Source organism: Ruegeria sp. BC3 (genome assembly GCF_056539265.1).
On sequence record NZ_JBQFUP010000001.1, the window covers coordinates 1,034,786 to 1,047,919 of the forward strand.

The window sequence follows — 13,134 nt, forward strand, 5'->3', positions numbered from 1 at the left end:
ACACGACCTTTCACCAATTCGAGAGCAGAGCCGATACTGATACGACCATCTCAGAGTCTCTGCTAAGTCATTTATTGTAGAAATTCTCGATTGGATCGGAACATGAACATGAAGCAAGACGTTTTCGGACAGATGAACACCCTGAGCCACCCGGCGAGCGTCGAGGCGTGGGATGGTGTTCTGCTTGGGTTCATGGCCCATGCCGCCGTGACGCCGCAGCATCTTGGCAAGGTTCTTGAGCTCGAGCCCGATTTTGCACTGGGCCACGCGGTCAAGGGATTGTTCATGGTCCTTTTGGGCCGTCGCGAGATGATGCCGGTCGCCGTCGAAGCGCTGACCGCCGCCAACACCGCGATGGAGCGTCAACCGGTCTCGGCACGCGAGCGTCTGTACGTCGAGGCACTGGCACTGTACCTGGCCGATCTGCCCTCGCAGGCCATTCAGAAATTCGAAGAAATCCTGCGCGACCACCCGCAAGACACGCTGGCGATGAAGCTCAGCCACGCAACGCGTTTTGTGCTGGGAGATTCAGCCGGGATGCGTCGGTCTATCGAGCGGGTGCTGCCGTCTTATGCGCTCGACCACGCTGGCCGTGGTTACTTGCTGGGCTGTCATTCTTTCGCGCTGGAAGAGACCGGAGCTTATGAAAAGGCCGAGATTGCCGGGCGTCAAGCGCTGTGGATGGTCTCGGATGATGCCTGGGGCCTGCATGCCGTCGCGCACGTGCATGAAATGACCGGCAACGCGCAACTGGGTTTGGATTGGCTGGCTGGCCGGGAAGAGGCTTGGACCCACTGCAACAACTTCCGCTATCACGTCTGGTGGCATAAGGCGCTGATGCATCTGGACCTGGGCCAGGTCGATCAGGTGATGGAGCTGTATGATAACTACATCCGTCAGGACAAAACCGACGATTACCGCGACATCTCGAACGCAACCTCGCTGCTATCGCGGCTTGAGCTTGAGGGCGTCGATGTCGGCAACCGCTGGGAAGAGTTGGCTGACCTGAGTGCCGCACGGACCGAGGACGGGTGCCTGATCTTTGCCGATCTGCACTATCTGCTGGCTCTGACCGGTGACAATCGCAACGACGCGACTTCAAAGATGCTGCAGCGTATCCAGAAGGATGCGCAGCGCAATCAGGGGGATACCCCTATCCGCATGTCCGACCCGGGCATCGCGGCGGCCAAAGGGCTTGAGGCTTTTGGCGATGGCCTGTACGGCGAAGCTTTCGACTTTTTGTCGAACGCCCGTGCAGGTATGCAACTGGCAGGTGGAAGCCACGCCCAACGTGATGTTTTCGAGCGCATCACAATCGATTCCGGCCTGCGTGCCGGCCGTCTGGACGCTGTCGAGCGCATTCTGGATGACCGCCGCGCAAAACGCGCCGGGGGCGAAGACAATTACGCTCTCGTGCGCCGCGCATTGATCGACGCGGCCCGCGACAACGGCGACGCACAAAGCGTCCCGGCTGAATAACAAAAACAAAGACCAAGAAGGACAGAATTCGCATGGCGACAGTTTCGCCCGCTTCTGATTTTGCGCCGGTGGCTGCCTCTGCGGCCGCCCCTGCCCGCACGCGCGACCCGCGCCTGGATTTCTATCGCGGCATCGCGATGTTCATCATCCTGATCGCCCACATTCCGAATGACCCATGGGCCAAGTGGATTCCCGCGCGGTTCGGCTTCTCGGATGCAACCGAGATCTTTGTGTTCTGCTCAGGCATGGCCTCGGCCATCGCCTTTGGCGGCGCGTTCCTGCGCAAGGGCTGGTGGATGGGCACCGCCCGCGTGTCCTTCCGTATCTGGCAGGTCTACTGGGCGCATATCTGTCTGTTCTTCTTTGTCGCCATGTCCATGGCTGCACTCGATCAGTCAGGTTTGTTCGAGAAAACATATGTTTCTTCGCTGAACCTGCAGCACTTTTTCAACGACCCTGCGCCGCAGATGGTGGGTCTATTCACGCTGACCTACGTTCCGAACTACTTTGACATCCTGCCGATGTATCTGGTGGTTCTGGCGATGATGCCGATCTTCATGGGTCTTTATCGCATCGGGTTCTGGGCGGTCGCGGCGACCTCAGTCACGATCTGGCTGATCGCCCAGTTTGACGTTCTGGACCTGCCGGCCGAACCCTGGTCCGAGCGTCAGTGGTTCTTCAACCCCTTTGGCTGGCAGTTGCTGTTCTTCACCGGTTTTGCCTTCATGCGCGGTTGGATCCCGGCCCCACCCGTGTCGAAAACCCTGATCTGGGCAGCCGCGCTGTTTCTGATCTTCTCGATGCCGTTCGGGTCGTGGAAAGTGTTCACTTGGATCAATGCCGCTGCCCCTGATCTGGCGGATGAAATTCGCAAGGTCTGGCCGATCACCAAGGAATTCCGCGACAAGACCGATTTCGGCCTGTTCCGCTATCTGCACTTCCTGTCGCTTGCCTATCTGGGCTGGGTCGTCGCGGGTGAGCACGGCCACCGCCTGATCGCCACCGGACAAGGCGTAGCGGCCAAAGTGTGGCAATTCCTGCTGACCGTCATCACGAAAGTCGGACAGCAATCGCTGGCGGTGTTCGTATTTTCCATGGCCGCCGCACGACTTATCGGTGTCGGTCTGGACCTGAGTGGGCGGGATGTCGCCAGTGTTTTCGTCGCCAACATGATTGGCTTTGCGATGATCATCGGCGTGGCATACATGGCCGCTTGGTTTAAGTCTCAACCTTGGAAGTCTAAGAAGTGAATTTTACACGCCGCGCATTTCTGGCCTCGTCCACTGCTCTTGCCTTCGCCCCGGCGGCTTTCGCCACAGGTGGCGCAGCCCCCTTTAGCCGCAATGATGTGATTGAGATGGCTCGCGATCTGGCCAGTCGCCCCTATGCCGAACGTGATATGGTTCCAAAGGAATGGCAGGACCTGACATACCAGCAATACCGTTCGATCCGGTTCAAGCTGGAAAAGGGCCTGTGGTACGACACCACAACCCCGTTCGAGGTCGATTTCTTTGCCCCAGGCCTGTACTTCCCCCGCGCTGTGCAGATCTCTACCGTTGATCACGGTCAGGTAGAGCCCGTGGCCTTCGATCTCGACATGTTCACCAAAAGCGAAGATGTGCCTGTCCTGCCAGCCGACGAAACGCTTGGATTTTCGGGTTTTCGCTTGCGGGCCGAGATGCATCGTCCGGGGCTGACTGATGAGTTCTGCGTATTTCAGGGCGCCAGCTACTTCCGAGCAATCGGGCTGCACGAAGCTTACGGTCTGTCGGCGCGTGGGCTGGCTTTGAAAACCGGCGATCCGGACGGCGAAGAGTTTCCCGAGTTCATACGCTTTTGGCTGGAACGCCCTGCCCCCGGCCAAAGGAACATGGTTGTCCACGCGTTGATGGACAGCCCAAGCGTTAGTGGCGCGTACCGCTTTGAGGTCACCCCCGGCCAGGACACCATCATGGATGTCGAAGCGACGCTTTTCCCGCGCGAAGAGATGACGCATGTGGGGATTGCTCCGGGCACTTCGATGTTCCTGTTCGATCAAACCAACCACAGCCGGTTTGACGATTTCCGGCCTGCTGTTCACGACAGCGATGGTCTCTTGGTCCGTAACGGCGCTGGCGAGGTTCTGTGGCGACCCCTGGCTAACCCGACCCGCCTGCAGATTTCATCTTTTGTCGATACCAACCCACGTGGTTTCGGGCTAATGCAGCGGAAACGCGAGTTTTCGGACTATGCCGACCTTGAGGCAAACTATCACAAGCGCCCCAGCCTTTGGGTCGAACCCGCAGGGGACTGGGGCAAAGGCTCGGTCACGTTGGTTGAAATCCCGGCGGACCAGGAAATCTATGACAACATCGTCGCCTATTGGCGCCCGGCAGCGCCCTACGCCCCGGGCAGTCAGGTCGATCTGTCCTATCGCCTGATCTGGGGTGAGGAACCCCAGCGCACGCCGATGCCGCGTGTGATCAACACCGCCATGGGCGACAACACCTTTGGCGAAGGGCGTCTGGCCGTCATCGACTTTGAAGAAAGCGAACTGTTCGACGACCCCGAGGCGATGACGATCTTTGTGGATTCACCCCACGCCGAAACATCCGAAGGTGTCCTGCAACGCAACCCTGACACAGGTGGACTGCGTCTGGCGTTTTCGTTCCAGCCCGGTGACCGCGACCATGTCGAGTTGCGCGCGCAGTTGCTGAAAGACAGAAAGCCGGCCTCTGAGGTCTGGCTCTACCGTTGGACTACATGAGCCGCGACCTTCATATCATGCCGCCAGAGGCCCCTCTGGCGATGCCCGCGCAGGATTTCAGCGCGGGGTTCCGCGATGCGCAGGTGCCGGATGCCAAGCGCCCCTCGGCCGGGTTCTGGCGGGCGTTGGCGTTCTCGCCCGCGATGGTGGCCACGTTGGGCCTGTTGTGGGTCATGACGGATTGGTTTGGTGCTGAAGGCATCAACCTGATCGAAGCGATCCTGCTGGCGCTGATCTCGTTCAACTTTTTCTGGATTTCCTTCACCGTCTGCACCGTATTCTTGGGCATGGTCTCCCTGTCCCGGCAAGACCGCCCGGTGCGGCAAGGGCGCGCCCAACCGCTGCGCGTGGCGCTGCTGACCCCGGTCTATAACGAGGTTCCGTGGAACGTACTGGGCAACGCCCGCACCATGCTTGAGGATTTGCAGGCGCGTGGTGGGCAGCATCACTATGCGATGTTCATCCTGTCCGACACCCGAGACCCTGAGATCGCCGCGCAGGAACAAGCCAGTGTCGAAGCGCTGCGCACCACCCTAGCCCCCGGTCTCGAGCTCTATTATCGCCGCCGTCCGCAGAACACGGACCGCAAGGTCGGCAACATCGCTGATTGGGTCAGCCGGTGGGGCGCGGATTGGGATGCGATGCTGGTGCTGGACGCCGACAGTCTGATGACGGGCCGCGCCATTTCACGGCTGACGGACGCGCTGGCCCGCGATCCCGGTGCCGGGTTGATCCAAAGCTATCCGCAATTGATCGGTGCGCAATCGGTCTTTGCCCGGATGCAGCAGTTTGCGAACGGCGTCTATGGTATCGCCTTTGCCGAGGGTCTGGCGCGCTGGTGTGGGCAGGAAGGCAACTATTGGGGCCACAACGCCATCATCCGTACCCGAGCATTCGCGACCAGCGCAGGCCTTCCGAAACTGAGGGCGATGAACGGTCAGGAAAAGCTGATCATGAGCCACGATTTCGTCGAGGCAGGCCTATTGCGTCGGGCTGGATGGGCCGTGCGGTTCCTGCCGCGCATTCGTGGATCATACGAAGAAACCCCGCCCACGCTGATCGACCATGCGCTGCGCGACCGGCGCTGGTGTCAGGGCAACCTGCAACATCTAAAGCTACTGGGCTCGGCCGGATTCCAGCCTGTGTCGCGGTTCCACATGTTCCACGGCGCGGTCGGTTATCTGATGTCGCCGCTGTGGTTTGCGCTGCTGGTAATGTGGGCACTGATCGGTCAGGGCGAAGAAGCGTCTGTCCTGCATTACTTCAGCCCGGACAATCCGCTGTTCCCGCAATGGCCCGAGATGACGGAAACCCGCCACGTGCTGATCATTCTGGTCATGTACGCGATGCTGCTTGCGCCCAAAGTGCTGGGCGTTTTGGCCCTGCCTCTCAGCGGTGTGCGCTATTCCGAGTTCGGTGGCGGAGGCAAGTTTCTGACGTCGTTCCTGGCCGAGGTCGTGTTGTCGATCCTCTATGCGCCAATCCTAATGGTACAACAAATGATCGCGGTCATTCGCACCACACTTGGCATCCAAAAGGGCTGGTCCCCGCAGGCGCGCGATGGCGGGACCTACAGCCTTCGAACACTGATCCTGTGCCATACCGTCGAAACCGTCAGTGGCGTAGCGCTCAGCGTCGGCATCCTGTCCGGCCTTGTTTCAGTCTGGTTGGCCCCCATCGCTATCAGCCTCGCGCTGGCGATTCCTCTTTCTGCACTCAGCGGTGTCTCCGCCGGGGCGGCGCGCCGTATGGTTGGCATGAAAGAAGATTTCAACGAACCCGCCATCACCCGGTCGGCCCGTCGTTATCGGGATGAGCTGAAGAATGTGATCGAAGGAAAAGGTGTGATGACCCCTGCCGAGTAATTAACCGCCCGGCAGACCTTCGTACCAATCCACCATCATATCGGCCCAGCCCTTGGGCACCGAATGACCGCCTGGAAACAGCGCGAACTCCAGCGCGCTGCCATCGTCGCACCCGCTCCAATAGCGGCGCATGAACTGACCGGTGGTCGAAAATCCGCTGGGCTTAGTATCCGCGCAGCCATTGGCGATGCGCCAGATCTCGAGCCCAGCAAAAATGTCCCCCTGATGGAAGCGGCCACCACCCAGCAGGCGTCCTTCCAAAGGTACCACATTGTCCGTCCAGCCATGGGTGTGGAACATCCGAACCGGTCCGTCACAAGATTCTGGATCCGGCCGCCAGAAGCCGCCCGAGACGGGCACATAGGCCGAAAACGTATCGGGCGCGGCGCAGGCAAGGTAGTAGACCATGAACGCCCCCGCCGAGAACCCGCCCAGCACAACGCGGTCTGCGTCAATGCCAAACCTGTCCGCTGCATCCTCGACCGCCTCAATCAAAAAGGCAGTTTCGTCGCGCCCTTCCCAACCAGGAAAAAAGTTCCAGCTTTGCCGGTCGTTGCGTACCGACCCCTCAGGTGCCATCACCGCGTAACCGCGCGCCAGCAACGGGTCGACCATCCCTCGGTTCTTAAGAGTCCCTGTGGCGGTGCCGCCCCAGCCGTGCAGGAACACCACCAGTGGTGGGTTTTCGGCTTGCGGCAGTTCGATGTGATAGCCGCCCGAAGCGGTCTCACACATCCCCTCCTGATCGGCGCAGGCAGCCAAGCCAGCTTGCCCGGTCAGCGCAAGGCCAGCGGCCAGGGTCAGTTTGCGGATCATCCTGTCTCTCCTGTATTGCGCTGGACCGGCAACCCGGCGCGCACCCATCCGGGGCCCGCAGCCGAGCCCAACATGCCTTCGGGCACATCAATAATTTTAGTGAAACCAGCCTCGGTCAGGCGGTTGCTGAGGCGCGCGGACCGAACGCCGCGCGCGCAGATTAGTGCAACTGGCACGCCCCGGTTCCCGTTGGTCAACTCTGTCAGGGCTTGTTCAAAGTCGTCACGGCGCATGTCCAGCGGATAGGCCCCCTCGCCGACCCCGGTCGCACGCCATTCTCGGGGCGTTCGGATGTCGACCAGCACGATGTCGCCGGACACTGCCTGTTGATGGGCATCCTGCACACTCAGTTGACCGCCCGCATAATCCGGCGGGATCAAGCGGTATTCGCGAATAGCAAACCCTGCAGCAATGGCCGCGCCACCGCCGAGAAAAACCCACCTTCGGGTTCGGTTCACCTTGATCGCCATTCGGCCCCTCCTGACACTCAAAGCTGCTTGTATCACAGCCTGTTCGGGGTCGCTGCGCCCAAATTGGGACTACGGATCAAGATCGCGTCATTATCGCGCAGGTAAATTGCATCCAATATGTTCCTTTTAGAACCTTTCAAAACCTTGCATTTTTTGAACAGTCATTAAATTATCCCTACTAAATCTGTCATATTGACCGCCCAGCTCGGAGTATCGCACTTGTCCCTATTCCTCATCGCGGCCCTTCCCTTTCTTGGCGCTGTTTTTCCAGCCCTTTTGATCCGGGCAGGACGAAATGCAGCCGCTTCCGCAGCCGGGTTGACCACCTTTTTGGCGTTGATGGGGCTATTGATTCACATCCCCTCCGTCATGCGTGGAGACGTCGTAACCGCCCGGTTCGAGTGGATCCCGGCGCTGGGACTGAACGCGAATTTCATGCTGGACGGGCTGGGTTTTCTGTTCGCCTTGCTGATCCTTGGGATCGGGTTGCTGATCATCCTCTACGCGCGTTTCTACCTGTCGCGCGAAGATCCGATGGGTCAGTTCTACACCTATCTTCTGCTGTTTCAGGGCGCGATGGTCGGGATTGTTCTGTCCGACAACATCCTGCTTTTGCTTATCTTTTGGGAACTTACGTCGCTCAGCTCATTCCTGCTGATCGGGTATTGGAAGCACCTGCCCGAAGGGCGGCAGGGCGCGCGGATGGCGTTGGCCGTTACCGGGTCGGGTGGGCTGGCCATGATCGCTGGGATGCTGATCCTCGGCAACATCGTCGGCTCTTATGACCTGAGTGTCATTCTCCAGAACAAAGAGCTTATCCAGGCCTCGCCCTATTACCTGCCAGCGCTGGTCCTGATCCTGCTGGGCTGTTTTACCAAGTCGGCACAGTTCCCGTTCCATTTCTGGCTGCCGCACGCGATGGCCGCGCCGACGCCGGTTTCGGCCTATCTGCACTCGGCAACCATGGTGAAGGCCGGGTTGTTCCTGATGGCGCGGATGTGGCCCGTTTTGGCCGGAACAGACGCTTGGTTCTACATTGTTGCCACAACTGGACTTATCACCATGCTGATGGGCGCGGTGATCGCGCTGTTCAAAGATGACCTCAAGGCGCTGCTGGCTTTCTCCACGGTGTCGCATCTGGGGCTGGTGACCATGCTGCTGGGGTTCGGCACCAAGTTTGCCGCAGTCGCTGCCGTGTTCCACATCATCAACCACGCCACGTTCAAGGCGGCGCTGTTTATGACCGCAGGGATCGTCGACCACGAAACGGGGACACGCGATATCAAGCGGCTGGGCGGTTTGCGCCACCTGATGCCGATCACCTTCACAATTGGCACGATAGCCGCGCTGTCGATGGCCGGTATTCCGCCGCTCAACGGCTTCCTGTCCAAAGAAATGATGCTTGAGGAAACCGTCCACACGACGTGGTTGAACTCGCACTACCTTGTGCCGGGGCTGGCGCTGCTGGCGGCATTGTTCTCGGCGGCGTATTCCTTCCGCTTCGTCAGCCATGTCTTTCTTGGCCCCGAGCGTCACGACTATCCGGCGCATCCGCATGATCCGCCCGTCGGGCTGTGGCTGGCACCGGCCTTCCTTGTCGTACTTGTGGTACTGATCGGCCTGTATTCAAACGTCATTGTCGGTCCGCTGGTCGCGGTCGTGTCCAGCGCGGTTATTGGCGGAGAGAAACTGCCCTACTACTCGCTGAAGCTCTGGCACGGGTTCACGCCCGCCCTCTACATGTCCGTTGTGGCAACTCTGGGCGGCCTGTTCCTGTTGAGCCTGCACAGGCATGAAGAAAGGTTCTGGAACGCCCTACCCCGTCCCGAGGCAAAGGTGATCTTCGAGGCGGTGATCGCAGCGATGACAAAGGTCAGCCAGGTGGTTACCGACACGCTCCACAACGGGGTTCTCAGCCGCTATGCGATCATCCTGATCGCCTTCACGGTTGGTCTTGGATACTACGCCTATACCACCGGCACGATCGGGCCCGAGACGCGGACCGAGCTGCGCATTCAGATCATCCCGCTGATCGGATGGATCTGCCTTGTGGGCGCAACACTGGCGATCATGTGGTTCCACCGCAACCGCCTGTTGTCGCTGGTCCTGATCGGAGTGGTCGGCCTGATTGTCTCGATGGCCTTTAACTACCTGTCTGCTCCGGACCTGGCGCTGACGCAGATCTCGGTCGAAGTCGTGACGATGATCCTGCTTCTGCTGTCGCTGAACTTCCTGCCCACGGACACGCCATGGGATAGCAGCGCCGCGCGGCGTTGGCGCGATGCGGCCATTTCGGTTGTGGCGGGGATCGGTTCGGGTGCGTTGATCTATGCGCTGATGCTTCGGGATTTCGCCTTTCCGACGATCTCAGATTTCCACTTGGCGAACTCGTATAAAGGCGGCGGTGGTACCAACGTGGTCAACGTCATTCTGGTCGACTTCCGGGGTTTTGATACCTTTGGCGAGATCATCGTGCTGGGCATCGCCGCCCTGATCATCTTTGCCCTGACCGAGTCCGTTCTGGGCACGAATGTCCGGGCCTATTTGCTGAACCGCAAACCGCATTGGCCGCAATCCGGGGACTCGCACCCCCTGATGATGGTGGTCGTGACGCGGATGATGATGCCTATCGCCTTGATGGTCGGAGCCTACATCTTTTTCCGCGGCCACAACCAGCCGGGGGGAGGTTTCATCGCCGGTCTGGTGGTCGCGATTGCCTTCCTGATGCAATACATGGCCAGTGGCTATACCTGGGCGATCGAACGACAAAGGTTTTACTACCACGGCTCGATTGGCTGGGGCGTGCTGATCGCCGCGGCCACCGGCCTGGGTGCGTGGTTCAACGAACGGCCCTTCCTGACCAGCGACTTCGGCTACATCAACTGGCCGCCTCTGGAAGAATTTGAATGGGCCACTGCGATGCTGTTTGACGTGGGCGTATTCCTTGCGGTTCTGGGCGCGGTCATGCTGGCGCTGGACAGTCTGTCACGGTTCGCATGGCAGCCGGGCATGGCGCAGGAGCATCCTATGGATATCAACCCGTTGCGGGATAATTCGCCGGAAGAAGACAAAGAGAAGGAGCAGGCCTGATGGAAGCGCTCGTAGCCTCTGCGGTCGGCGTCATGACCGCTGCCGGTATTTTCCTGATCCTGCGCCGCCGGACCTTTCCCGTCATTCTGGGCCTGTCCCTGCTGACCTATGCGGTGAACGTATTCCTGTTCGCAACCGGGCGGCTCGCGCTGGATGCGCCCGCCGTTCTGAACAAGTACGAGGACGTACCTTATACCGATCCTCTACCGCAGGCGCTGGTACTGACGGCCATCGTGATCTCGTTCGGGATGACGGCGGTGATCGTGATGATCTCGCTTTCGGCCTATCTGTCCTCGAAGGATGACCATATCGATATGAACGCCCATGACAGCGTAGACGCGCCGGGAGAAGACGCATGAACCACTGGATCGTTGCGCCGATCGTCCTTCCCGCGATCCTGGCCCCGTTCATCATCATGGTCCTGCGCTTTCACCTGGACCTGCAACGCATCTTCTCGGTTGCCGGAGTCGTCGCCCTGCTGGGCATCGCCCTGACCATCACCGCACAGGCAGCAGGCGGCGACATTCAGGTCTATGAGCTGGGCAACTGGCCCGCGCCCTTTGGCATCGTTTTGGTGCTGGACCGCTTGTCCGCCATGATGGTCTTGCTGACCGCATTGCTTGCCTTGCCCATCGTGCTTTATGCCATCGCTTCCGGCTGGGACGATCGGGGCAAACACTTCCATGCGTTGTTCCACTTTCAGCTGATGGGGGTCTGTGGCGCGTTTCTGACCGGCGACGCCTTTAACCTGTTCGTTTTCTTCGAGGTTCTGCTGATCGCGTCCTACGGCCTGATGACCCATGGCGGGGGTTCCGTTCGCCTGAAGGCGGGCGTGCAGTATGTTGCATATAACCTTCTGGGGTCGACGCTGTTCCTGTTTGCTTTGGGTACGCTCTATGCCGTGACCGGAACGCTCAACATGGCCGACATGGCCGCGCGTGTGGCCGACCTTCCGGCTGACGACACTGCCCTGCTGCGGGTCGGAGCGGTCCTTTTGCTGCTCGTGTTCTGCATCAAGGCCGCCGTACTGCCCCTGCATTTCTGGTTGCCGGCCAGCTATGCCAGCGCGCCCCTGCCCGTGGCTGCCCTGTTTGCCATCATGACCAAGGTCGGTGCCTATTCCATCTTGCGCATGTACACACTTGGCTTTGGCCCCGAGGTTGAGGCAACGCAGGGCCTTGTAGGAACCTGGCTGCAACCAGCTGCCTTGGTAACGCTGGCTGTCGGAGCCATTGGCATCCTTGGCTCACAACATATCGCGCGCATGGTGGCGTTCTGCGCCATCACCTCTATGGGTACGCTATTGATCGCAATCTCGCTGTTCACCGAAACGGCGACGGCCGCCGCGCTGTACTATGTCTATCACTCGACCCTGGCCACCGCGCTGATGTTCCTGGTTGCCGATCTGGTGATGGAACGTCGAGGCGGCGCAATCACGCCGACGGCCCCCATGCCGCAAACCGGCCTGATCTCGGCGCTGTTCTTCGTCGGCGCAATCGCGATGGCCGGGATGCCGCCACTGTCGGGCTTCATCGGCAAACTGCTGGTTTTGGACGCCGCGCGGGACGCCCCTGACGTGACGGCCATCTGGGCTGTGATCCTCATCGGGTCGTTCATTACCATTGTTGGCCTCGCGCGGGCGGGCTCTTTGATTTTCTGGAAAAGCCACGATGCCCAGCACAACACCGAACGCGATCCTGAAAACGAAGTGGATGTCCCGGCAATTCCCGCGCCCGAGCCGAACCCCGGCCTGGCATTCACCGCCGTTTTCGCGATGGCCATGGGTCTTGTGCTGCTGACCCTGTTTGCGGGCCCCGCGCTGGAGTATACCAATAAGACGGCCGAGCAACTGTTTACACCCGAGAACTACATCTCGGCCGTATTGGGAGGCGACACATGATCAGACTTCTGCACCGCATTTTCCCGCACCCGCACCTGACCGTGCTGCTGACCATCGTCTGGGTCTTGCTGGCCAACAACATGACGCTCAATTCGCTGGTCTTTGGTCTGATCCTTGGCATCATAATACCGTTCATCACGCAGCCGTATTGGCCCGACCGGCCCAAGCTGCGTAACTGGCCTATGGTCGTGGAATACATGCTGGTGGTTCTGTGGGACATCGTGGTGGCCAACGTCACCGTTGCGCGGATCATCCTGTTCAAGCGCGATGCGGACCGTAAACCGGCCTGGATTTCTGTTCCGCTTGAGTTGCGCACACCCGAGGCCATCACTGTGCTGGCGGGCACCATTACCATGACGCCAGGCACTGTCAGCAGCGACCTGTCGGCCCAAGGCCACAATCTGCTGGTGCACTGCCTGGACGCGCCCGATCCCGATGCAGTGCGCGATCAGATCAAGAGCCGGTACGAACGTCGCCTGAAGGAGATTTTCGAATGATCGACTATGCGATCTTGTTTGCATTCGCCTGTTTCGGTACGGCCATCATGCTGTGCCTATGGCGGATCATCACCGCAGACGGTGTTGGCACACGTGTTCTGGCCCTTGATACGATGGTCATCAACACGATCGCGCTGCTGATCCTTTATGGGCTTAGTCTGGGAACCGAGGTGTTCTTTGAATCCGCGATGATCATCGCCATGCTCGGGTTCGTTTCAACGGTTGCTTATGCGCGCTTCATGCTGCGCGGCAATATTATCGAGTGAGGATG

Annotated in this window: 11 protein-coding genes; 9 read left to right on the top strand and 2 right to left on the bottom strand. The window is 59.8% G+C overall.

Going from position 1 to position 13,134, the window contains the following annotated elements:
- Positions 1-108 precede the first annotated feature (108 nt).
- From ACR0MV_RS05160 to mdoH, 4 genes are read left to right on the top strand one after another with little or no spacing between them, the layout of a single operon-like run.
- Positions 109-1,479, top strand: a complete 1,371-nt coding sequence (locus tag ACR0MV_RS05160; RefSeq protein ID WP_480701184.1) for a tetratricopeptide repeat protein — start codon at positions 109-111, stop codon at positions 1,477-1,479.
- A gap of 32 nt (positions 1,480-1,511) precedes the next feature.
- Positions 1,512-2,729, top strand: a complete 1,218-nt coding sequence (locus ACR0MV_RS05165; RefSeq protein ID WP_480701185.1) for an OpgC family protein — start codon at positions 1,512-1,514, stop codon at positions 2,727-2,729.
- Positions 2,726-4,225, top strand: a complete 1,500-nt coding sequence (locus ACR0MV_RS05170) for an OpgD/OpgG family glucan biosynthesis protein (protein WP_480701186.1) — start codon at positions 2,726-2,728, stop codon at positions 4,223-4,225. Before ACR0MV_RS05165 ends, ACR0MV_RS05170 begins: the two co-directional genes overlap by 4 nt.
- On the top strand, positions 4,222-6,090 hold the full coding sequence (gene mdoH, locus ACR0MV_RS05175) for a glucans biosynthesis glucosyltransferase MdoH (RefSeq protein WP_480701187.1): 1,869 nt from the start codon (positions 4,222-4,224) through the stop codon (positions 6,088-6,090). Before ACR0MV_RS05170 ends, mdoH begins: the two co-directional genes overlap by 4 nt.
- Here mdoH and ACR0MV_RS05180 read toward each other — a convergent pair whose 3' ends face one another.
- Together ACR0MV_RS05180 and ACR0MV_RS05185 are read right to left on the bottom strand one after the other, a co-directional pair.
- Positions 6,091-6,906, bottom strand: coding sequence for a CE1 family esterase (locus ACR0MV_RS05180; protein ID WP_480701188.1), 816 nt, complete (start codon positions 6,904-6,906; stop codon positions 6,091-6,093).
- Positions 6,903-7,376 carry a rhodanese-like domain-containing protein gene (locus tag ACR0MV_RS05185; RefSeq protein ID WP_170426550.1) on the bottom strand — a complete coding sequence of 158 codons (474 nt, stop codon included), beginning with the start codon at positions 7,374-7,376 and terminating at the stop codon, positions 6,903-6,905. Before ACR0MV_RS05185 ends, ACR0MV_RS05180 begins: the two co-directional genes overlap by 4 nt.
- A gap of 219 nt (positions 7,377-7,595) precedes the next feature.
- On the opposite strand from ACR0MV_RS05185, the gene ACR0MV_RS05190 reads away from it, so the two are divergent.
- From ACR0MV_RS05190 to ACR0MV_RS05210, 5 genes are read left to right on the top strand one after another with little or no spacing between them, the layout of a single operon-like run.
- The gene (locus ACR0MV_RS05190) at positions 7,596-10,466 is read left to right on the top strand and encodes a monovalent cation/H+ antiporter subunit A (protein WP_480701189.1); all 2,871 of its coding nucleotides are present in this window, start codon (positions 7,596-7,598) and stop codon (positions 10,464-10,466) included.
- Positions 10,466-10,825: a Na+/H+ antiporter subunit C gene (locus ACR0MV_RS05195; protein ID WP_170426552.1), complete on the top strand. Its 360-nt coding sequence runs from the start codon at positions 10,466-10,468 to the stop codon at positions 10,823-10,825. Before ACR0MV_RS05190 ends, ACR0MV_RS05195 begins: the two co-directional genes overlap by 1 nt.
- Complete coding sequence (locus ACR0MV_RS05200) at positions 10,822-12,366, top strand: monovalent cation/H+ antiporter subunit D (RefSeq protein ID WP_480701190.1); 1,545 nt, start codon at positions 10,822-10,824, stop codon at positions 12,364-12,366. The genes ACR0MV_RS05195 and ACR0MV_RS05200 overlap by 4 nt, the downstream gene beginning before the upstream one ends.
- Complete coding sequence (locus tag ACR0MV_RS05205; RefSeq protein ID WP_174823381.1) at positions 12,363-12,863, top strand: Na+/H+ antiporter subunit E; 501 nt, start codon at positions 12,363-12,365, stop codon at positions 12,861-12,863. The genes ACR0MV_RS05200 and ACR0MV_RS05205 overlap by 4 nt, the downstream gene beginning before the upstream one ends.
- Positions 12,860-13,129 (top strand): K+/H+ antiporter subunit F, encoded by a 270-nt coding sequence (locus tag ACR0MV_RS05210; protein ID WP_480701191.1) that lies wholly within the window; start codon positions 12,860-12,862, stop codon positions 13,127-13,129. Before ACR0MV_RS05205 ends, ACR0MV_RS05210 begins: the two co-directional genes overlap by 4 nt.
- Positions 13,130-13,134 lie beyond the last annotated feature (5 nt).